A 20476-nucleotide genomic window follows, 5' to 3' on the forward strand; every position below is an offset into this window, starting at 1 on the left:
ACCCGGCCTCCGCATTCGATTTCAGGGCTTCAGCACCACGCGGCCGAGCACATGGCCGGCGCGCAGATCGTCGAGTGTCTTCGAGGCTTCGGAGAGCGGACGTTCCTGAACGGGGATCGGATCGATCTTGCCCGCCTTCACGAGTTCCATCATTTCGAGCGTCTCGGCGAGCGAACCCACATAGGAGCCGCCGATGGAGATGGCGCGCATCGGAAACATCGGGATCGGCATGGAGAACCCGCCGCCGAACAGGCCGACGACGACGACCTGGCCGCCCTTGCGCACGGCACCCGTCGCGAATTTCAGCGAGGCCTCTGAACCGACGAAATCGACTGCTGCCGGCACACCGCCATTGGTATCCGCGAGAAGCTTCTTCAGCGCTTCCGGATCCTTCGGATTGTAAACCTCATGGGCGCCTGTGCCCTTTGCGGATTGAAGCTTCTGCTCGTCCACGTCGGCGCCGAGCGGCGCGTTTTCGAACATCGCCTTGGCGAATTGCAGGCCCATCATGCCGACGCCGCCGAGGCCGACGACGAGCACACGTTCTTCGGGGCTGATGTCGCCGAGCTTCTTCATCGCGCTGAAGGCCGTGAGGCCCGAGCACATGTAGGTTGCAGCGAGGCCCTGCGGCACACCGGTATAGTCGATGAGGTAGCGCGGATGCGGCACGATCACATGCGTTGCATAGCCGCCGGCGACCTGAATGCCGAGATTGACCGGCTTGTTGCAGAGGTGCTCCTCGCCGCGCTTGCAGGTCGGGCACTGGCCGCAGCCGATCCAGGGGAAGGCCACGCGGCGCTGGCCGACGGTGACGCCTTCCACATCCTCGCCGATGGCGATGACCTCGCCCTCGATTTCATGGCCGAGCGTGAAAGGCAGCTTGCGTCCGCCGCGGACGTCGAGCTTGTTACCGCCGCCGAGGTCGAAATAGCCATCATGGAGATGGACGTCGGAATGGCAGACGCCGCAATGGGTCACCTTGAGGAGCACTTCCGTGCCCTTGGGCTGCGGCGTTTCGCTGATGATTTCCTTGAGCGGCTGGCCGTAGTCGACAATGGCTTCAGATTTCATGGCGTGTTCCTGTCCTCTCTACAAAAGGCGGTCTGTGCCGCCCGTTTCCGGCAATTTGGCATGCGGGACGCTTGCCCACAACCTTGTCAGCGCGATGCCACATAGGCGCGGGCAAGCGCGCAGAATTCCTCGACTGAAAGTTCCTCGGCGCGTTGCGTCGGATTAATGCCCGCTTCCTCAATGATCGCGATCGGGTCGGGCAGCAGCGATTTGAGGCTCGAGCGCAGCATCTTGCGGCGCTGGCCGAAGGCGGCGGCAACCACGCGCTCCAGGGTGGCCGGGTCGGCGGGCGCAAGCGGTTCGGCGCGGGGAATGAGTTCGACAACAGTGGAAGTGACGGCGGGCGGCGGCGTGAATGCGCTGCGATTGACGTCGAAAAGCATACGGGGCTTCGAGCGCCACTGCGCCAGCACGCCCAGGCGGCCATAGGCCTTGCCGCCGGGGGGAGCGACGATGCGCTCCGCGACTTCCTTCTGGAACATCAACGTCAGGCTCGCGTAATAGGGCGGCCAGGGCTCCGTCTGAAGCCAGCGGACGAGGAGTGGCGTCGCAATGTTGTAGGGCAGGTTTGCGACGATGCGGGCGGGACCTTTGACGAGGCTCGCCATGTCGGTTTCCAGCGCGTCGCCCTCGATGATGGTTAGGCGGCCCGGATACGCGGCGGAGATTTCCTGAAGCGCGGGGAGGCAGCGGCGGTCGCGCTCGATGGCGATGACGCGGGTTGCGCCTTCGGCAAGCAGGGCGCGCGTCAAACCGCCAGGGCCGGGGCCAACCTCGATCACCTCATAGCCTTCCAGAGGACCGGCGGCCCGAGCGATGCGGCCCGTGAGATTGAGGTCGAGCAGAAAGTTCTGGCCGAGCGCCTTCAGCGCGCCGAGACCGTGTTTCGAGATGACCTCGCGCAGCGGCGGAAGATTGTCGACACTCATGAGGCGGCCCGGTTTCGGGCGATTTCGGCGGCAAGCCGGATCGCTTCGATGAGGCTGCCCGGGTGTGCGAGGCCGCGGCCGGCAATATCCAGCGCCGTGCCGTGGTCGGGCGAGGTCCGCACAATGGGTAGGCCAAGCGTGGTATTGACGCCGCGCTCGAAGTCGATGGTCTTCAGCGGGATGAGCGCCTGATCGTGATACATGCACAGCGCCGCGTCGTAGCGCGCGCGGGCGGCCGCATGGAACATGGTGTCTGGCGGAAGAGGGCCGGAGACTTCCGCGCCCGCCGCGCGGATGGCGGCGAGGGCGGGAATGATCACGTCGATTTCCTCGCGGCCGATATGGCCTTCCTCTCCCGCATGCGGGTTAAGGCCGGCGACGGCGATGCGGGGCTGCGCGATGCCGAGGTCGCGGCGCAGCGCATGAGCGAGGATGATGCCCTTTTCCTCGATCATGGCGATGGTGAGCGATGTGGCGACGCTCGCAAGCGGTTGATGCACGGTCACCGGCACGACGCGCAGGCCGGGGCAGGAGAGCATCATCACGGGTGTCGCGCCGCCAGTGCGCTCCGCCAGATACTCCGTGTGCCCCGGAACCTTCAGGCCGGCTTCGTAGAGCGCGCGCTTGTGGATCGGATTGGTGACCATTCCGGCGGCTTCGCCCGCCAGCGCGAGGTCGCAGGCCATGTCGATCGACTGCATGACGGCGCGGGCATTGGCTGGCGCGAGGTGGCCGGGCTGCACCGCGGCATCGAGCGATACCGGCAGAATGGGGAGAGCCGCATCGAAGAAGCGGCTCGCCTCGTCCGGCGTCGCGATCTCGCGGAACGCGAGTTCGACGCCGAGGCGCCGCGCCTCCTCATGGTAAAGCGCAGGAGCGCCCACGACGAAAAAGGCCGGGAGCGCTTCGTCCTTTCGCGCCGCCCAAGCCTTTAACGTGATTTCGGGGCCGATGCCCGCCGGCTCGCCCATGGTGAGGGCGAGTGGCGGCCTGTCCGCTTTCGTCATGGCAGATCCTCGTCCTGCGGATGCTTGCGCCGCGGGACTATATCACCTGATGTCGACGACGGCGTCGCGCCGCAGGTCGCGCAGATGCCGACGAGCCATCATGTCCAGCCGCTGCGAGAAGATATTGTTCTCGATCTGGTCGCGGGTCGGAGCGCCGCCCGCATTGGCCTGATAGTCGCAGACCGCGATCATTTCGATGCCCTGCTGGCTGCGGATGGGCTTCAGCATCTGGCCGGGTTTGGCGCCGCCAAGCGACTCGCGCAGCCGCTGATCGAGCTGGCCGAAGATGACCGCGCGCGGCGGTTCGGACACGCCGCCGACGAACTGCTTGACCTGATCGCCGAGACCTTCGCAGGACTTGAACTCAGCCATGAGCTTTTGCGCTTCGCCGACGCGGCGCGCGACCATGGATTGCGGCGCATCCGGAGTCAGCGGCAGCAGGACATGCGCAAGGGTCCAACGGTCCTGCAAGGGATCGGGGCCGAGGCCGGTCTGCTTGTTGCGAAGCTGGACGATGTAGACGCCGTTCAGTGTCTTGATCGGATCGGAAATGCCGCCAATCGTCATTTTCTCCACGATCGGGGCAACGTCACCGGGCATCTGGCTCGCATGTTCCCAACCGATATCGCCGCCATTGGCGGAGCTGGCCGACTTGCTGAACTGCCGGGCGACGGAAGCAAAGGGTGCGCCCTGGCGCATCTGCTCGACCAGGCGCTGCGCGCCGGAAACGACTTCGGCTTCCTGCTCGGGATTGTCGAAGGTGAGCAGGATTTCCGAAAGCAGATAGCGCGGCTGATCTGCTTGCTCGGTGAGCTGCTTGAGCGCTTCGTCCACTTCATCCGCGCCGACGGAGATCAGCGGCGCGAACTGTTGCTCGATCACCTTGTTCCAGGCGATATCGGCATAAAGCTGCGAAACGAGCGTGTCGCGCGAGATGCCGTTGTCCTTCAGGTATTTCTCGATCTCCTGCGTCGTCATGTTCGCGCGCGCGGCGATCTGCGCGAGCTGCTGGTCGATTTCCTTCTCATCGACCTTGAGGTCGAGGCGCGCGGCTTCCTGCAGCTCCAGCCGTTCGTCGATGAGGCTGCGGAGAACCTGACGCTGGATGCGGCTGACCATTTCCGGCGTACTTGGAATGCCGGACGTCACCATGACGAGGCGGACGCGCTGATCGAGGTCGTATTTCGAGATGATCTTGTCGTTGACGATGGCAACGATGCTCTCGGTGTTGTCGGCTTCGGGCGCCGCCCCGGCATCGAGACCCAGGCTATCGGGTGTCGGCGCGCCTAGGCCTTCCTCGGCGCGCACGGACATCGGGCTGGCCAGACCCACGCACGAAACCACCGCGAGCGTGGACAGGAACCGGGACACAGTAGCTACGGCAGGCGTGAAAGAGCACGCGAGCTTCATTGACTTCATGATTTTTTCAAAGGGGGCCGAAGACCCCTCCCGTGTTGGCCTGGACGCCCCCGGCCTGAGGCGAACAGAATACTGCAATCGGTGCCCTAATCAACCGAGGACCCCGGGCGAAAAGCCGCAAGTTTCTGCGGTTTCGCGCCTCGGGCTGAGTTTACCTGTTGGAGCCGATGCCCGGGCGGCGGCTGTCGTTGATCATGACGCCGGCCGGGTCGCCAAAGAGGGATGTATCGGGATCGCCGAAGAGCGTGGTCCCGGGGTTAACAATGCCCATTGAATCTGTCCGCGTGGACAGGGTCGACTGGCTGCCGACGCCCGTGGAGCCAAGGTTCTTGAAGGTGATCTGGAGGAGGAAAGTGTTCGACCTCTGGATGTCCTGATAGCTGATGTTCGACTGGTAGAAGCCAAATGCGAGACCGAAGCAGTCGTCCTGATAGCCGATGCCGATCTGGTTCGAGATCGAGCCGCTATTGGCAAGGTCCTGCACGGTGCTGCCGAAAAGCCTCCAGTAGCGGCTGAGTTTCAGTGTCGTGCCGAGGGAGAGCTCTTCACGAGCGCCGGTGGCCGTGGTCACGGCCTGATCGGCGGCGAAATAAGCGTAGCCGAGCGAGGTCGTCAGCGGGCCGGTGCGGGCCAGCACGTCGAATTCGTTGCGGCTGAATTTGAAGTCGTTCTGGTTGATGCGGAAGCGGTGGACCGCGACGAGATTGTCGTTCGGTGCAATCTGGATTGCGCCCACATAGTCGGAAACCTCATTGCGCAGGCCCGTCGCGTCGGAGAAGCTCTTGTCCTCCTTCAGGCGATAGCTCTGGCCGAGAAGGACGCTGGCCTGTCCGCCGCCCGCGCCATAGATCGAATAGCGCAAGCCGACATTGGCCCGTCCGCCCGTTTCCCAGCGGTCGAGGCCGGGGAAGCGGTTTTCCGAGAACAGGTTCGTATCGTCGAATTCGACGTTGATCGAATCCATGTTCGGAATGCGTTCATTGTTCCCGATGTTCGGCGCGTAGACCACCTGCACGATGGGTTCGATGACCTGCTTCAGGCCCGGGTCTGGCCGCACGAAGGGGTAGCTCACTTCCGCGCCGACGGTGGGCAGGGCGCGGATGATCGTTTCCTGGCCGAAGAATGTGCCCGGCGCGGCCGGGTCGGGCGCCTTGTCCGTCGAATAGGCATCGGCGCGCAGGTTCGCGAAGATGCGATAAACCTGACCGCCACGCGATGTGTAGGGCTTGTCCCAATCGAAAGCGGCCGAGAGGCGGCGCGAGTCGAGGCCAGCCGGTGTGCCGAGCATCATCGCGTTGCTTGTGAACTTCAGGCGCCCGATCCCGAGCAGATCGCCGAGATATTTGTCGTAATCGACGGTCGGTGCGACCCAGGGTGTGTAGTCGCGATTGGTTCCGGCGAGGAGGTTGCGGAAGTAGTAGGCGTTGGCCGAGAAGCTGTCGCGTCCGTCGACATTGTTCAGGTGAACATTGGTCGTGAGGTCGGTCGCGTCGGACAGGCCGTATTTGCGCAGATAGGTGTTATCGGTGACCAGTTCCGTCTGGAAGCCCCAGCTCCATTTCGGGGCGAGGTTGAACTCGCCATTGCCGAACAGGCTGCCACGGAAGACGGAGTCGCCGGGCGTACCGGCCGTGCGTGTGTCCGGCCAGGTGCCCGTTGCGTAGAACTGGTAGGAACCTGACTCAAGGCGATGGCGGAACTCGCCCTGATAGACGATGCCTTCCTTCGTCGTGAAGCGCGGCGCCAGCGTCACGTCGAGGTTCGGCGCGATCGCCCAGTAATAGGGGAGCGTGATTTCCTGTCCGAGATCGGTCGAGCTTGCGATGCTCGGCGTCAGGAAGCCCGACTTGCGCTTCACCGTCGGATCTGGATGCGAGAAGAAGGGGATGTAGAAAACCGGGACGCCGAACATTTCCATGTAGGCGTCTTCGTAGATGATCCGATGTTCCGTCTTGTTGTGTACGACGCGGAACGCCTTGATCTGCCAGACGGGCGTGTGCTGGCCCTGCTTTTCGCAGATTTCGCAAGGACTGTAGACACCGCGATGAACCGTGGTCACGTCGCCGTTGGTGCGCACGGCATCGCTGCCCGCAAGGCGCGATTTATCGGTGAGGAGAACCTGCAGCGTCTGGATGACGCCATCCTTCATCTCGTTGCGCAGCACGACGTGATCGGCAAAGACGACGTCGCCCTGAGGTTCAAGCAGGGAGACATGGCCGTCGGCGGTCACCACGCCGGTCTTCTGATTGTAGGTGACCTTGTCGGCCATCAGGACGCGCTGGCCATAGGCGATTTCGACATGACCCGTGGCGGTCACGATCTGGGCGTCGCGGTCATAGCTGAGATCGTCGGACTGCATGAGGACCTCTCCCGATTCGGGGAAAGGTTTTGCGCCGTTGTCCAGGGCGATCGACTTGCGCTCGCCGGCGGGGGCGTCCTGGGCGGAGGCGGCGATTGGCCAGCCAGCAAGCGCCCACAGCGCGGCTACCGCGGCAAACGCCACGGACCGTCGGCCGGCCGACCCCATCCTCGATCCACTCAAAATGACCCCCTGCAACCTTGGATTCGCTTGTTGTTTAACCGTCTTCGAGGTGAAAGAGAACCGCAACCCCCAAAAGCAAGGCAACGATAACCGGGGCCCAGGCCGCCAGGAAGGGCGGAAGAACCCCTGAAAGGCCGAGGGCGAGCGAAAGATCGCTCAGGAAATAGAGCAGGAAACCTGAGAAAACGCCCCCGATCACGAGCTGGAAGAGGCCCCCAAGTCGCGAGGCGCGAAGCGAAAAGACGGCCCCCAGGAAGACCATGGTGCAGAGCAGGACCGGCGTCGAGAGGATGTCATAAAGGTGCAGCCGATAGCGCTGGGCGGAAAATCCGGCGGCTTCGGCCATGTCGATGAAGTGCGGCAGATCCCAGAAGGAAATCGTTTCCGGGTCCGCGAAGCTCTCCTGCACCTGGGTCAGCGTCAGCGTCGTCGGCTGGCGATATGTGTCGTAATGCTTGGGCTGGTCCGTGATGTGAGTGACCCAGGCGTCCTTCATGTCCCAGTAGCCGTCTTCCAGCACGGCGCTGCGGGCATCGATACGGCCGGTGAAGTTGTCGCCCTGACCGTAGAGAAAGATGATGACGTCTTCGAGCCGCAGCCCACGCTCGCTGGTGCGGAGCGCATGCACCACCGACTGGCCGCTGGCGTCCGCCTGGCGGAGCCACAGCCCGTTCGAGGAAACCGCGATGAGGCTCGGCCTGCCGCGCAGATATGTCGCCTCGAGCTGGGTGTAGCGCGCCGACATGGCGGAGGCGATCGGATTGTAGACGGTGATGACCACGACGCCGATGGTCAGCGCGACTGCGAGCGCAGGCGCAAGAAACTGCCAGGCGGAAACGCCGGCCGCTCGAGCGACGACAAGCTCGTGATTGCGCGTCAGGCGCAGGAAGGACGCCATGCCGCCGAAGAGCACCGCGAAGGGTAACGTGGTGGAGCCGAGCGTCGGCAGGTTGAGAAGGGCCATTGAGGCGATGGTGCCGAAGGTGATTTCGCTGTGCTCAGCCGCTTTCCGCATCAGTTCGACGATGCTGATCATGTAGATGAGGCAGAGCACGACCGCGAAGGTGATCATCACCGTGGCGAAGAATTGGCGGCCGAGATAGCGCGACAGGGTCCAGGAGATGTTCATGCCCTCATGCCCCTCCGCCGTTCAGCGGAAGGCGGCCCATCCACGTCTCGACGCCGCGCCGGAAGCGTTCGAAGCGGAAGCCGGCGATCAGGGCGCATGAGGCGGCGCAGACCAGCAGCGGCATCAGATAGATGACCGGAATGAAGAGCGGCTGGTTGACCGCCGCGTTGATGAGGCCGAAGCCGATCACGCGGGCAACAATGGCGGCAAGCGCGGCCACGCCGATTCGCAGCGCATAGCCGCGCCGGTTGAACGGGGCAGGCAAGAGCGCCGCCAGCGCAATGCAGGCGAACATGATGGGATAGAGTGCTGCCACGATGCGGTCGTGCCCCTCGGCGCGGAGCCTCGCCCTCATGCGCTGTCCATAAAGGTCGTTGCTGGCGGGATTGAACAATTCGTTCAGATAGCGTTCGCGCACTTCCCACGGAGATATCTGTTCGGTCGAGGAATATTGCGACAGGTCGTAGGTGTATTTGTCGAAATAGAGCAGCGTGACAGGGCTTTCGGTCTTGGTCGCCGTGCGGGTGACGCGCTCGATATTGCCGTTATACATGACGAGGCGAGGGCCTTCCGGCGTTCGGACCATCTCGCCGGTTTCTGCCATGTAGGTGACTGGCTCGTCGGGATTGCGCCCGTCATGCACCAGAATGCCGCGAATGCCGCCTTCGGGCGTGCGCGAGCGGACATAAACGGTGAGCCCCGACACCGGATTGGTGAAAGCGCCTTCGCGAATGAGCGAGGTTGCCACGTCGCCGCGAATTTCGAAGAGCTTGACGCGAAGCGTGCGCATGCCTGCCGGCATCAGCCAGAGATTGAGCACAACGACGACGGCGATGGTGATGGCGGTCAGCATCATCACGGGAACGGCTACCGTCCAGCGGCTGACGCCGGCTGAAAACATGACCACGAGTTCGCTGTCGGTGATCAGCTTGTTCAGCGCATAGATGAGGGCGACGAAAAGCGCGATCGGCAGAATGGTGTTCACCGCCGTCGGCAGAGCGAGCAAGCTCAACTCGAAGAAGGCGGCGACGGTCTGGCCCTGAGTGATGAGCACGTCGAGCATCTTCAGCGCCTGAGTCAGCCAGATGATGCCCGACAACACGAAGGTCGCGATGGCGAAGGGCCCGGCGGACTGCCAGAAGATATATCTCGTCAGTGCTAAGGGCATCCGTCCCGGCTTTCAGGGCTTGTTTATGGGCAGGCGGGCGATCCGGGGATCGACGAATTGCTTTTCCTCCCAAGGGTTTCCGCTAGGATACGCGCTTGGCCGAGATGAATGGTTATCCCATTTTGTCCGACCGGAAAAGCCGGACGCCGGAATGCCCCTGACGCTAGCCCCTTTCGGGCGCTGGCGAGGGGCGACGGCGTATGCGGCCGAACCATCGATTCGCTTTGCCCCCCGCGCGGGCCTGCCTTGAGAGCTGGAAAGGTTAACTTCATGAATATCTCCTTTGCCGATGTTTCGCTGACGAAGCCCGGCGTTCTTGCGCTGCTTGTGTGCGAGGACAGCGTTCTTTCGGGCTTTGCCGCCGATCTCGACCGGAAGGCCGACGGGGCGATCAAGCGGGCGATCAAGGCATCCAGCTTCACTGGCAAGTCGGGCAGCATTCTCGAGCTCGTCGCGCTGGCCGGCATTACTGCTCACCGGACCATTCTCATCGGCATCGGCAAGCGGGCGGAACTCACGACCACGATTCTCGAACATGCGGGCGGCGATCTGCATGGCCGCATCGGCAAGACGAAGGAGGCAGTGGCCATTGTCGTCGACGGCGCCCATTCGGCGAAGATCGAGCCGGGCGAGGCGGCAGCCCGCGTCGCTTTCGGCGCGGCGCTTCGCAGCTACAAGTTCGACAAGTACAAGACCCGCGCCAAGGACAAGGACGCTGCCGATGCCGCGCTGAAGAGCCTTACCATCATGACGAAGGCCGCGGCCGCGGCTCGCAAGGCCTATGCGCCGCTCGCCAAGATGACAGAGGCGATCTATTTCGCGCGCGATCTCGTCAACGAGCCCGCGAATGTGTTGACGCCCGTTGAATTTGCCAAGCGCGTTCGCGGACTCTCCAGGCTCGGTCTCAAGATCGAGGTGCTCGGCGAAGCGCAGATGCGAAAGCTCGGCATGGGTTCGCTGCTCGGCGTCGGTCAGGGCAGTGTGCAGGACAGCCAACTCGTCATCATGCGCTGGAACGGTGGGAAGACCACGGAGAAGCCCGTTGCCTTCGTCGGCAAGGGCGTCTGCTTCGATACTGGCGGCATTTCGATCAAGCCCGCAGCGGGCATGGAAGACATGAAGGGCGACATGGGCGGCGCGGCTGCCGTGGCCGGTCTCCTCTATACGCTCGCGGCGCGCAAGGCGAAGGTCAATGCGATCGGCGTTCTCGGCCTCGTCGAGAACATGCCCGACGGCAATGCGCAGCGACCCGGCGACATCGTGACCTCGATGTCGGGGCAGACGATCGAAGTCATCAACACGGACGCGGAAGGCCGCCTCGTTCTGGCCGATGCGCTCTGGTACACGCAGAAGCGCTTCAAGCCGAAATTCATGGTCGATCTCGCGACGCTGACCGGCGCGATCATGGTGGCGCTCGGCAAGGAATATGCGGGGCTTTTCGCCAGCGACGACAAGCTCGCGTCGCAGCTCATTGAGGCAGGCGAGGCCGAGGGCGAGAAGGTCTGGCGCATGCCGATGGGCCCGGCCTATGACAAGATGATCGAGTCCCGCAAGGCTGACATGAAGAACACGGGCGGGCGCGACGGCGGTTCGATCAGTGCCGCGCAGTTCATCAAGCGCTTTGTCAATGATGTGCCCTGGGCGCATCTCGATGTCGCGGGAACGGCCATGGCCTCGCCGCCGACCTCGATCAATCAGAGCTGGGGTTCGGGCTGGGGCGTGCGCATCCTCAACCGCCTCGTTGAAGATTATTACGAGGCATGACGGAAGTTCTCTTCTATCACCTTCAGAACGCGCCGCTCGAGCAGGTGTTGCCGCAACTGCTCGAGCGCTCGCTGGCGCGGCCATGGCGCTGCGTGGTGAAGGTGGGAAATGCCGAGCGGCTCGACGCGCTGGTGAATGCGCTCTGGACCTATCGCGAGGACAGTTTCCTGCCGCATGGCACGAAGGAAGACGGGCCTGCGGAGGCGCAGCCGATCTTCATGACCACAGAGGATGAAAATCCGAATGGCGCGCAGGTGATCTTCCTCGTGGACGGAGCGGAGCCGGATGACATCTCGGGCTATGAGCGCTGCGTGCTGATGTTCGACGGGCGCGACGAGGAAGCGCTGGGCCGCGCGCGCGAAAACTGGAAACGGCTGAAGGCCGAGGGGCACGACGCGACCTATTGGCAGCAGAGCGATTCCGGCCGCTGGGAAAAGAAGGCCTGAGGGGCGGGGATTAAATTTCGCATAGCCGCCAGTAAATTTTCACGATTGATCCGCCCACGATCCACCCCATATCGTCCGGGACCGGCAATGGAGCCGGCGAGGAGGGGGAGGTTTCGATGGGGTGGAAGCGTATCGCGCTGGGCGTTCTGGGCGCATTTATCCTGATCGGCGGCGGAGGCTATTACTGGTTCGTGGTCGAAAGCCATGCGCCCGCAGACGGATATTTCGCGCTCGACATGGAGGAAATCCGCCGCCTCGCCGATGCGCAGCCCGGAGACAAGGCCGTGGAAATCGACGCGGAGAAGGTCGCAGCCTTTTCCTTTCCGATGACGGCTGTCGTCGCCGGCGACGGCTGGAGGAAGGTCGAGATGCCGGTCTTTTCCTACCGGGTCGTCTTTCCCGGCGGCGCGACCGCGATCATCGACACGGCGCTTGACGACAAGCTTGGCGGGTCGAACCTCGCTTCCTTCGACAAGGCCGCCTATGACCGCATGAGCGCGGCGCTCGACAAGGCTTCGCTGATCGTCATAACGCACGAACATATGGATCATATCGGCGGGCTCACCGAACATCCGGATGTGAAGCACATCCTGCCCTCGACGAAGTTGACGCAGGAGCAGGTCGATCATCCGGAACGCTCCGTACCCGCTGCTTTTCCCGCCGGGACGCTCGACGGGTACAAGCCGCATGTCTACGACCATTATGTGGCGATCGCGCCGGGCGTCGTGCTCATCAAGTCGCCGGGCCATTCGCCGGGCAGCCAGATGGTCTATGTGCAGAAGGCGGACGGCACGGAAGTGCTGTTCATCGGCGATGTCGCTTGGCAGTTCCGCAATATTGACCTGGTGCGTGAGCGCGCGCGACTGGTAACGCAGTTCATGCTGAAGGAAGACCGGGAGGCCGTTTTCGCGGAGCTCACCGCGCTCAAGCGGCTGCATGAGGCCGAGCCGAAACTCAACATCGTGCCGGGGCATGACGGCGTTGCCGTTGCGGCGCTGGAGAAGGCGGGTGTGATCAAGGCGGGGTTCTGAGGGGTTTGAAGGTGGACCCCGGCTCGAGGCCGGGGTGACGGGTGTTGTTGAGGGGGCTCAGAATGCCCGCAAGCGTCATGCCGGACTCGATCCGGCATCCATCTTTTTCAGGGGGCATCGATGAAAGGCGGGTGGGTTTACATCATGACCAACAAGCCACGCGGGACGATCTATGTCGGGGTGACAGCGGATATCGGGCGGCGGGCACATGAGCACCGCGAGGGCCTGATCGACGGATTCACGAAACGCTACGGCTTGAAGCATCTCGTGTTCATGGAAAGGCATGAAGAAATCGAGGCGGCAATTGATCGCGAAAAGAAGATCAAGAACTGGCCGCGCGAATGGAAGGTTGAGTTGATCTTGTCCGTCAATCCGGGATGGGATGATTTGTACGAGACGCTTCAGTCCTGACGGACGCCGCAAGATGGATGCCGGATCAAGTCCGGCATGACGTTTGTTGTTTTGTCGAAGTAAAAAATGCCCGTCATCCCGGACTTGATCCGGGATCCATCTTCTCTCTAGTCGGCCATCGCCTCGTCGTAAGCCGCAGAGGCATGGAGCCAGTCTTCCTCGGCCTTGGCGAGCGCCTTGAGCGTGTCGGCGCGGAGCTTGGCGATGCGGGCGGCTTCTTCGGGCTTCGCGGCGAGGTCGGCGTCGTGCTTCGCCACTTCGGCCTGAAGGCGTTCGACTTCCTTTTCGGCGGCCTGCGCCTTTTTCTTCAGCGGCGCGAATTGCTCGCGCTTTTGCGCGGCGATGCGGCGGGCTTCTTTCTTGTCGATCTGGGGGCGCGGGGCGGGGCGGGCTTCCGCTTCCGCCTGTTCCTCTGCCGTCAGCGGCTTGATGCGCCGCGCAGGATCGAGCAGCCATTTACGGTAATCGTCGAGATCGCCGTCATAGGGCTTCACCGTGCCGTCAGCGACGAGCCAGAGCCGGTCGGCGCAAGTCTCGACCAGATGGCGGTCATGGCTGATGAGGATGAAGGCGCCGTCATAGTCGTTGATCGCCATGACCAGCGCTTCGCGGCTATCGACGTCCAGATGGTTCGTCGGTTCATCGAGGATGATGAGGTGCGGCTTGTTGTAGGTCTGCACTGCGAAGAGCAGACGTGCCTTTTCGCCGCCTGAAAGCTTCTCGACTTTCGTGTCCGCCTTGTCAGCGCCGAAGCCATAGGAGCCAGCGGTCGCGCGGACCTGCGCCTGCGTCGCCGTCGGCATCAGCTCGCGGAAATGCTCATAGGGCGTTTCGCCCATGTTGAGTTCGTCGAGCTGGTGCTGCGCGAAGTAAGCGATGCGGAGTTTTTTCGAGTCGTATTTATGGCCGCCCGTGACCTGCAGACGGTCGCAGAGGAGCTTGGCGAAGGTCGACTTGCCGTTGCCGTTCGCGCCGAGAAGCGCGATGCGGTCGTCATGGTCGATGCGAAGGTCGAGATCCTTCAGTACGGGCTTGTCGGCGGCATAGCCCACGCTCGCATGTTCGAGGCGGATGATGGGCGAGGCGAGCGGCTTCTCCGGCGCGGGGAAACGGAACGGCATCACGCGCTCGCTCAGAATGTCGGCGATGGGCTCCATCTTGGCCAGCGCCTTCATGCGGCTCTGCGCCTGACGGGCCTTCGAGGCCTTCGCCTTGAAGCGCTCGACGAATTCCTCCATGTGGCGGCGCGCGTCTTCCTGCTTCTTCTTCATCGACATCTGCAGCATCAGCTTTTCGCGACGCGTGCGGTCGAAGCGGTCGTAATTGCCGGCGTAGTAGGTGAGCTTCTTGTGCTCGAGATGCAGGATGCCCTGGGCGACATTGTTCAGCAGGTCGCGGTCATGGCTGACGATGAGGACCGTATAGGGATAGGAGCGCAGATAGTCCTCGAGCCAGATCGTGCCTTCGAGGTCGAGATAGTTGGTCGGTTCGTCGAGCAGCAGGAGGTCGGGCTCGGAAAAGAGCACGGCCGCCAGCGCGACGCGCATGCGCCAGCCGCCCGAGAAATCGGAGCAGGGGCGGGCCTGCGCCGCCTCGTCGAAGCCGAGGCCGGCGAGGATCGCGGCGGCGCGGGAGGGTGCGGCATGAGCGCCCATGTCGGCCAGACGCGTATGAATTTCGGCGATACGGTGCGGGTCGGAGGCGTGTTCGGCCTCGTCCAGCAGGGCGGCGCGCTCGGTATCGGCGGCGAGCACCGTATCGAGCAGCGTGGTCGGCCCGGCCAGAACCTCCTGGCGGACCATGCCGACGCGCCAGTTCTTCGGGTAGCTGATGCCGCCCGTTTCGGTCTGGTATTCGCCGGTAATGATCTTGAGCAGGGTGGATTTGCCGGTGCCATTGCGGCCGACAAAGCCCACCCGCTGCCCCGGGGGCACAGCCGCGGTGACATGATCGAGAAGGAGGCGCCCCTCCATGCGGAAAGTCAGGTCGTTTATGTGAAGCATGGGCGGCTCTTTAGCACGGAAGGTTGCCGTAGTCATTAAGCCCGGCTATAACCCGCGCCAAATCCCTGACCCTTATTTTTAGGAACTCTGAGCATGGCCCTCGAACGGACCTTCTCGATCATTAAGCCGGACGCGACGCGCCGGAACCTCACCGGCAAGATCGTCGACCGGTTCGAAAGCGCCGGCCTCCGCGTCGTCGCCTCGAAGCGCGTCTGGCTCTCCAAGGCCCAGGCGGAAGGCTTCTATGCCGTTCACCGCGAGCGCCCCTTCTTCAACGATCTCGTGAGCTTCATGATCTCGGGCCCCGTGGTCCTGCAGGTCCTCGAAGGCGAGAACGCCATCGCCAAGAACCGCGAAATCATGGGCGCGACCAACCCGGCCAACGCCGCGGAAGGCACGATCCGCAAGGATTTCGCCGAGTCGATCGAAGCGAACTCGGTCCACGGCTCCGATGCGCCGGAAACCGCCGCGCAGGAAATCGCCTATTTCTTCGCCGGTATCGAGATCGTCGGCTAATTCAGCCCGACGCTGGATATGGAAAGCCCCGCCGGCAACGGCGGGGCTTTCTGCGTTTTGGACCGCTGCGGAGGCTTTGTCGCGGCGAAACAGGAGCGGCTGGAGCCGGATCAGGAAACGGGCGGCACGAAGAGGGGCGCCTGCATCGCGCCGCTGCCGCCCGAGATTTCAACGCGCTCATTGACGACGCGGGCGCGACCGGAGGCGACGAGCTTCAGAGCCAGCGGATAGAGCTTGTGTTCGGCTTCGAGCACGCGGTCGGCAAGCATGTCCGGCGTGTCGCCTTCGAGCACGGGCACGGCGACCTGCGCGACGATGGGGCCTTCATCCATGGCGGCGCGGACGAAATGCACCGTGCAGCCGGTGATGCGGCAGCCGGCTTCGAGGACGCGCTCGTGGACACGCAGGCCCTTGAAGGCGGGGAGGAGCGAGGGGTGGATGTTGAGCTGCCGGTCGCGCCAGCTTTCCACGAACCCATCGGACAGAATGCGCATGAAACCGGCGCTGCAAATGAGCTCGATGCCCGCGCGGCGGAGCGCCGCGTCGAGCTCCGCGTCGAAGGCTTCGCGGGTCGGATAGTCCTTGTGGTTCACCACCTGGGTCGGGATGCCCGCGGCGCGGGCGACTTCGAGGCCCGGCGCGTCGGGCTTGTTCGAAATGACGATGACGATTTCGGCGGGAAAGCCCGGCTCCCTCGTCGCGGCAATGAGCGAGCGGAGGTTGGAGCCTCGGCCGGAGATGAGGACGCCGACCTTCATGCAAGGCTACCGAGCGCGCCCTTGATCTCGACGCGGGGTTCGTCGCCATGGCGCTCGCGCAGATGGCCGATGCGATAGACGGTCTCGCCCGCTTCCGCGAGGATGCGCGCCACTTCGACCGCATGTTCTTCGGCGACGACGACGACCATGCCGATGCCGCAGTTGAATGTGCGGCCCATCTCGGCTTCCGCGATGCCGCCGAGCTTCATGATCCAGCGGAAGACGTCGAGCATGCGCCAGGACGAACCGTCGATTTCCGCAACAATGCCGTCGGGCAGAACGCGGGGAATGTTCTCGACGAAGCCGCCGCCGGTGATGTGCGCGAGCGCCTTCACGGCGCCGGTTTCGCGGATGGCGCGGAGCACGCTGCGGACATAGATGCGCGTCGGCGCGAGCAGCGCCTCGCCGATGGTGACGCTGCCGTCTTCGACATGGGGGAAGGGCGCGTCATAGCTCAGTCCATGATCCGCGATGATGCGGCGGACGAGCGAATAGCCGTTGGAATGGAAGCCCGTGGAGCCGAGGCCGATGAGGGCGTCGCCCGCGCCGACGTCGCGGCGTGGCAGGATCTGGTCGCGCTCGACGGCGCCGACCGAGAAGCCCGCGAGGTCGTAATCGCCCGCCGCATACATGCCCGGCATTTCCGCCGTCTCGCCGCCGATCAGGGCACAATTGGCCTGGCGGCAACCTTCGGCGATGCCGGAGACGACGGCGGTTGCCTCTTCGACGTTGAGCTTGCCGGTGGCGAAATAGTCGAGGAAGAAGAGCGGCTCCGCGCCCTGCACGACGAGATCGTTCACCGACATGGCGACGAGGTCGATGCCGACCGTGTTGTGGATGCCTGCCTCGATGGCAACCTTGAGCTTCGTACCGACGCCGTCATTGGCCGCGACGAGGACGGGGTCCTTCATGCCGGTGGCCTTGAGGTCGAAAAGCCCGCCGAAGCCGCCAAGCTCCGCGTCGGCGCCGGGGCGGCGCGTGGACTTCGCCAAAGGCGCAATGGCGCGGACGAGGGCGTTGCCCGCGTCGATGTCTACGCCCGCCTGCGCATAGGTGTAGCTGTTCGGGCGGTCCTTGTCGGAGCTTTGAGACATTGCGAGCGGGTCCGTTCGGGGGAATCTATGGGGCACAAAACACCCGAAAACGCCCCCATAAGCAAGGGATGTGACAACAAAAAGGGCAGCGGCGAAAAAGCGCCTATCTCCGCTTCGCGCGCGCCATGCGATACTATAGTCTGCGACGCGAGCTGGCGGCGATCTGCGTGATAAATCTGTTTTGAATCAAGGGGCTAGGCGATGAGAACGGCTTTCGGGCTGGCGATGGCGGCGAGCATTGCAGTGGCGCTTTTCGCGGGCGCGCCCGCCAGGGCCGCCGATCTCTACACCGTGAAGGGCGTTCATGTGGACCAAACGGCCAAAAGCTCGGCCGAGGCCCGCACCATCGCGCAAGGCGAGGCCCAGAGCCTCGCTCTGGCCGATTTGCTGAAGCGGCTGACGCTGCCTGAAGACTGGCCTTCGCTGCCGCAGGTGGACGGGCGGACCGCGTCTGACGCCGTGCGGGGCTTCGCCGTGGCGAGCGAAAAGACGAGCTCCACGCGCTATATCGCCGACCTCAATGTGAGCTTCCAGCCGGAAACCGTGCGCCGCATGCTGCGAGCGCGGAACATTCCCTACGGGGAGACGCAGGCGAAGCCTGCCGTGCTGCTCGCCGTTCTCGACAAGGGGGGTGCGCGCATTCTCTGGGAAGACCAGAACCCCTGGCGCGACGCCTGGGCGGCTGTGGACATTGCGGATGCGATGACGCCGCTCGTCATGCCCATGGGCGACGTTCAGGAATTCACCACTGTGACCGGCGCGCAGGCCGTGGCCGGCGATAAGGCGGCACTGGCGGCGCTTGCTGCACGGTATGGCGCGGACTCGGTGGTGGTCGCGCATGGCGTGACCGACGCGGCGGGCACCAAGCTCGATGTGACGGTGACGCGATATGACCCATCGGGGCCCGGCACGCCGATCCATGCCACCTTTCAGGCAGCGGGCGCGGCGCAGAATGGCGATGCCTTCATGATCATGGCCAAAAGCGCCGCATCGTCGATGCTGCTGGCGCTGGGCGAGCCCTGGAAGCGCGAGACAGTGGTGCGCGCAGGCGAGCAAGCGCAGCTCACGGCCTCGGTCTTCTACTCGACGCTCGACCAGTGGGAGGCGATCCGCAAGGCTGTTGGCAATACGCCGCTTGTGGAAAGCATGCAGATCGAGGGCATCGCGGCCAATGGCGCGGAGGTGGACATCAGATATCGCGGTATGCCGGACACGCTTGTGTTGTCGCTCGCCCAGTCGAACGTCGCGCTTGCGCAGGACGCGGACGGCTGGTCCCTCCATTTGAAATAGATACGGCCGAGACAGAGAGGTTTTCATGAGCTTACAGCGCCAGACGGCCATATGGGTCGGCGGCATTATCGTTTCGGCGCTGATGTTGTGGCTGCTGAAGGGCATTCTGCTGCCCTTCGTGGCGGGCCTCGCGATCTCCTACTTCCTCGACCCCTTTGCGGACAAGCTCGAAGCAAAAGGCCTGTCGCGTATGGCCGCGACGATCATCATTTCGATCATCTTTACGTTCATCGTCGCGGCGGTCGCGATCCTTTTCCTGCCTCTGCTCTATCAGCAGACGGTGGCCTTCATCGACGTGCTGCCAAATATTGTGAGCGGTGCGCGCAGTGCGCTCAACGAGATCAGCCATGGCAAGCTCGCGCGAGTGCTCGGCAACAATTCCGACGTGCAGAAGGCCGTGCGCGAAGTGGCGAGCGGCGGCCTCTCATGGGCGCTAAGCTTGCTGCCCTCGATCGGCTCGCAGGGCGTGGCGCTTGTCCAGTTCATCTCGCTCGTCGTGGTGACGCCGGTCGTAACCTTCTACATGCTGCTCGACTGGGACCGCATGGTCGCCCGCATCGACGAGCTTCTTCCGCGCGAACATGCCGAAACGATCCGCGGCCTTGCGCGCGAGATGGACGGAGTGCTGGCGGGGTTTCTGCGCGGGCAGGGGCTGGTGTGTCTTTTCCTCGGCACCTTTTATGCGCTGGGGCTTTCGGCGGCAGGGCTCACCTTCGGCCTCGTCGTCGGCATCATGACGGGCATTCTGAGCTTCATTCCCTATCTCGGCACCATCACGGGCTTCGTCGTCTCGGTGTCACTCGCCTTCTTCCAGTTCTGGCCGGATTACATGTCGATCGGCCTCGTCGTCGGCATTTTCGTTCTCGGCCAGTTCATCGAAGGAAATTTCCTGCAGCCAAGAGTGGTGGGCAGGAAGATGCGACTTCACCCACTCTGGGTGATGTTCGCCTTGTTTGCCTTCGGTGCGCTGTTCGGCTTTGTTGGCGCGCTACTCGCATTGCCGGTTGCGGCGGCCATCGGTGTGCTGGCGCGTTTCAGCGTCGCGCAGTACGAGCGGAGCAAGCTTTATTGGGGCGATGCGCCGCATCCCGTCGTCGGTATCAATCCGGCGGGCGATGCGCCCACCGAGGATTAGATGCCGCGCCAACTTGCCTTTGAACTCGGCCATCGCACGGCTCTGGGCCGCGAGGATTTCCTCGTCGCGCCATCGAACGAAGCGGCGGTAGCGCTGGTCGATGCGTGGCCCAACTGGCCATCGCATGGCATCGCTTTGTCCGGCCCTTCGGGGAGCGGCAAGACGCACCTCGCCGAAGTCTGGCGGGCGGCGAGCGGCGCAGCGCGGATCGACGCGGGCGATCTTGCGACTGCCGATCTGCCGGGGCTCATCGCGGCGCATGCCGTCATTGTCGAGGATATCGGTACGCTTCCGGACGCGGGCGAGCGGGCGCTCTTTCACCTGCTGAATCTTGCCAAGGAGGAGGGGGGCTTCCTGCTGCTCACCGGACGGGAGGCGCCGGCACGGCTACCGACGCGGCTTCCCGATCTTGCCTCGCGTCTCAGGGCGCTGCCCCATGCCGAACTCGGCGCGCCCGACGACGCGCTGCTCGCGGGCGTTTTGGTGAAGCTTTTCGACGACCGCCAGTTGCGCGTAGCCGAACCGCTCATCGCCTATCTCGCGTCGCGCATCGAACGCTCCATTGCGGTGGCGCGGGATGTCGTCGACGCGCTGGACCGGGCGTCGCTTTCGGGCAAGCGGCCGATTTCGGTACCGCTGGCCGCCGAGGTGCTGCGGTCCATGGGCCTTGCCTTAGCGGCGCGGTCCTGGACCGGCAATTCATGACACAGTCATATGTTTGACGTAATCTTCGGAGAGAAAAGGCTTTTCCAGCCATAGCACC

18 protein-coding genes are annotated in these 20476 nt (G+C 63.7%); 8 read left to right on the forward strand and 10 right to left on the reverse strand.

All coding sequences use genetic code 11. From position 1 onward, the window contains the following. Window positions 1-21: 21 nt before the first annotated feature. The 7 genes from F2P47_RS08110 to lptF all read right to left on the reverse strand — a co-directional run bounded on the left by F2P47_RS08110 (window position 22) and on the right by lptF (window position 9265). Window positions 22-1071, reverse strand: a complete 1050-nt coding sequence (locus F2P47_RS08110; RefSeq protein WP_152215847.1) for an alcohol dehydrogenase — start codon at window positions 1069-1071, stop codon at window positions 22-24. 86 nt (window positions 1072-1157) lie between these two features. Then, on the reverse strand, window positions 1158-2000 hold the full coding sequence (gene rsmA / locus F2P47_RS08115) for a 16S rRNA (adenine(1518)-N(6)/adenine(1519)-N(6))-dimethyltransferase RsmA (protein ID WP_152215848.1): 843 nt from the start codon (window positions 1998-2000) through the stop codon (window positions 1158-1160). Further along, window positions 1997-3007 (reverse strand): 4-hydroxythreonine-4-phosphate dehydrogenase PdxA, encoded by a 1011-nt coding sequence (gene pdxA, locus F2P47_RS08120; protein ID WP_152215849.1) that lies wholly within the window; start codon window positions 3005-3007, stop codon window positions 1997-1999. The genes rsmA and pdxA overlap by 4 nt, the downstream gene beginning before the upstream one ends. Before the next feature lie 42 nt (window positions 3008-3049). Next, window positions 3050-4339: a peptidylprolyl isomerase gene (locus F2P47_RS08125; protein ID WP_185681012.1), complete on the reverse strand. Its 1290-nt coding sequence runs from the start codon at window positions 4337-4339 to the stop codon at window positions 3050-3052. A 238-nt stretch (window positions 4340-4577) separates the two neighbouring features. After that, window positions 4578-6785, reverse strand: a complete 2208-nt coding sequence (locus tag F2P47_RS08130; RefSeq protein WP_185681013.1) for an LPS-assembly protein LptD — start codon at window positions 6783-6785, stop codon at window positions 4578-4580. Window positions 6786-7002: 217 nt separating this feature from the next. Further along, window positions 7003-8097 carry an LPS export ABC transporter permease LptG gene (gene lptG, locus F2P47_RS08135; protein ID WP_152215852.1) on the reverse strand — a complete coding sequence of 365 codons (1095 nt, stop codon included), beginning with the start codon at window positions 8095-8097 and terminating at the stop codon, window positions 7003-7005. A 4-nt stretch (window positions 8098-8101) separates the two neighbouring features. Beyond that, window positions 8102-9265 (reverse strand): LPS export ABC transporter permease LptF, encoded by a 1164-nt coding sequence (gene lptF / locus F2P47_RS08140; protein ID WP_152215853.1) that lies wholly within the window; start codon window positions 9263-9265, stop codon window positions 8102-8104. 270 nt (window positions 9266-9535) lie between these two features. Here lptF and F2P47_RS08145 point away from each other — a divergent pair, with 270 nt between their 5' ends. From F2P47_RS08145 to F2P47_RS08160, 4 genes are all read left to right on the forward strand, one after another. Beyond that, the gene (locus F2P47_RS08145) at window positions 9536-11029 is read left to right on the forward strand and encodes a leucyl aminopeptidase (RefSeq protein ID WP_152215854.1); all 1494 of its coding nucleotides are present in this window, start codon (window positions 9536-9538) and stop codon (window positions 11027-11029) included. Then, window positions 11026-11475 carry a DNA polymerase III subunit chi gene (locus tag F2P47_RS08150; RefSeq protein WP_152215855.1) on the forward strand — a complete coding sequence of 150 codons (450 nt, stop codon included), beginning with the start codon at window positions 11026-11028 and terminating at the stop codon, window positions 11473-11475. The genes F2P47_RS08145 and F2P47_RS08150 overlap by 4 nt, the downstream gene beginning before the upstream one ends. 116 nt (window positions 11476-11591) lie before the next feature. Continuing rightward, window positions 11592-12506, forward strand: a complete 915-nt coding sequence (locus F2P47_RS08155) for an MBL fold metallo-hydrolase (protein WP_152215856.1) — start codon at window positions 11592-11594, stop codon at window positions 12504-12506. A 120-nt stretch (window positions 12507-12626) separates the two neighbouring features. Then, window positions 12627-12917 carry a GIY-YIG nuclease family protein gene (locus tag F2P47_RS08160; protein ID WP_152215857.1) on the forward strand — a complete coding sequence of 97 codons (291 nt, stop codon included), beginning with the start codon at window positions 12627-12629 and terminating at the stop codon, window positions 12915-12917. A gap of 107 nt (window positions 12918-13024) precedes the next feature. Here the strand turns inward: F2P47_RS08160 and F2P47_RS08165 are convergent, their stop codons facing one another. Beyond that, entirely contained in the window at window positions 13025-14920 is a 1896-nt protein-coding gene (locus tag F2P47_RS08165; protein ID WP_152215858.1) for an ABC-F family ATP-binding cassette domain-containing protein, read from the reverse strand. Window positions 14921-15013: 93 nt separating this feature from the next. Here F2P47_RS08165 and ndk point away from each other — a divergent pair, with 93 nt between their 5' ends. Beyond that, window positions 15014-15436, forward strand: a complete 423-nt coding sequence (gene ndk / locus F2P47_RS08170) for a nucleoside-diphosphate kinase (RefSeq protein ID WP_152215859.1) — start codon at window positions 15014-15016, stop codon at window positions 15434-15436. 110 nt (window positions 15437-15546) lie between these two features. Here ndk and purN read toward each other — a convergent pair whose 3' ends face one another. Together purN and purM are read right to left on the reverse strand one after the other, a co-directional pair. Next, window positions 15547-16194: a phosphoribosylglycinamide formyltransferase gene (purN, locus tag F2P47_RS08175; RefSeq protein ID WP_152215860.1), complete on the reverse strand. Its 648-nt coding sequence runs from the start codon at window positions 16192-16194 to the stop codon at window positions 15547-15549. Then, window positions 16191-17288 (reverse strand): phosphoribosylformylglycinamidine cyclo-ligase, encoded by a 1098-nt coding sequence (gene purM / locus F2P47_RS08180; protein WP_152215861.1) that lies wholly within the window; start codon window positions 17286-17288, stop codon window positions 16191-16193. The genes purN and purM overlap by 4 nt, the downstream gene beginning before the upstream one ends. Window positions 17289-17489: 201 nt before the next feature. Between purM and F2P47_RS08185 the strand changes: the two genes are divergently transcribed. The 3 genes from F2P47_RS08185 to F2P47_RS08195 are packed head-to-tail and all read left to right on the forward strand — an operon-like array spanning window position 17490 to window position 20418. Further along, window positions 17490-18578 carry a DUF2066 domain-containing protein gene (locus F2P47_RS08185; protein WP_152215862.1) on the forward strand — a complete coding sequence of 363 codons (1089 nt, stop codon included), beginning with the start codon at window positions 17490-17492 and terminating at the stop codon, window positions 18576-18578. 25 nt (window positions 18579-18603) lie between these two features. Continuing rightward, window positions 18604-19713 (forward strand): AI-2E family transporter, encoded by a 1110-nt coding sequence (locus F2P47_RS08190; protein ID WP_152215863.1) that lies wholly within the window; start codon window positions 18604-18606, stop codon window positions 19711-19713. Continuing rightward, complete coding sequence (locus tag F2P47_RS08195; RefSeq protein ID WP_152215864.1) at window positions 19714-20418, forward strand: HdaA/DnaA family protein; 705 nt, start codon at window positions 19714-19716, stop codon at window positions 20416-20418. It begins immediately after the preceding gene. Window positions 20419-20476: the final 58 nt, after the last annotated feature.

This window comes from Parvibaculum sedimenti, from assembly GCF_009184905.1.
Taxonomy (GTDB): Bacteria; Pseudomonadota; Alphaproteobacteria; order Parvibaculales; family Parvibaculaceae; genus Parvibaculum; species Parvibaculum sedimenti.

Coding starts and splice junctions, on each gene's coding strand:
- F2P47_RS08190 (WP_152215863.1), top strand. CDS start 18,604: ATGAGCTTACAGCGCCAGACGGCCATATGGGTCGGCGGCATTATCGTT.
- pdxA (WP_152215849.1), bottom strand. CDS start 3,007: ATGACGAAAGCGGACAGGCCGCCACTCGCCCTCACCATGGGCGAGCCG.
- lptG (WP_152215852.1), bottom strand. CDS start 8,097: ATGAACATCTCCTGGACCCTGTCGCGCTATCTCGGCCGCCAATTCTTC.
- F2P47_RS08110 (WP_152215847.1), bottom strand. CDS start 1,071: ATGAAATCTGAAGCCATTGTCGACTACGGCCAGCCGCTCAAGGAAATC.
- F2P47_RS08185 (WP_152215862.1), top strand. CDS start 17,490: ATGAGAACGGCTTTCGGGCTGGCGATGGCGGCGAGCATTGCAGTGGCG.
- purM (WP_152215861.1), bottom strand. CDS start 17,288: ATGTCTCAAAGCTCCGACAAGGACCGCCCGAACAGCTACACCTATGCG.
- rsmA (WP_152215848.1), bottom strand. CDS start 2,000: ATGAGTGTCGACAATCTTCCGCCGCTGCGCGAGGTCATCTCGAAACAC.
- F2P47_RS08160 (WP_152215857.1), top strand. CDS start 12,627: ATGAAAGGCGGGTGGGTTTACATCATGACCAACAAGCCACGCGGGACG.
- F2P47_RS08155 (WP_152215856.1), top strand. CDS start 11,592: ATGGGGTGGAAGCGTATCGCGCTGGGCGTTCTGGGCGCATTTATCCTG.
- F2P47_RS08145 (WP_152215854.1), top strand. CDS start 9,536: ATGAATATCTCCTTTGCCGATGTTTCGCTGACGAAGCCCGGCGTTCTT.
- purN (WP_152215860.1), bottom strand. CDS start 16,194: ATGAAGGTCGGCGTCCTCATCTCCGGCCGAGGCTCCAACCTCCGCTCG.
- lptF (WP_152215853.1), bottom strand. CDS start 9,265: ATGCCCTTAGCACTGACGAGATATATCTTCTGGCAGTCCGCCGGGCCC.
- F2P47_RS08150 (WP_152215855.1), top strand. CDS start 11,026: ATGACGGAAGTTCTCTTCTATCACCTTCAGAACGCGCCGCTCGAGCAG.
- F2P47_RS08165 (WP_152215858.1), bottom strand. CDS start 14,920: ATGCTTCACATAAACGACCTGACTTTCCGCATGGAGGGGCGCCTCCTT.
- F2P47_RS08130 (WP_185681013.1), bottom strand. CDS start 6,785: ATGCAGTCCGACGATCTCAGCTATGACCGCGACGCCCAGATCGTGACC.
- ndk (WP_152215859.1), top strand. CDS start 15,014: ATGGCCCTCGAACGGACCTTCTCGATCATTAAGCCGGACGCGACGCGC.
- F2P47_RS08195 (WP_152215864.1), top strand. CDS start 19,714: ATGCCGCGCCAACTTGCCTTTGAACTCGGCCATCGCACGGCTCTGGGC.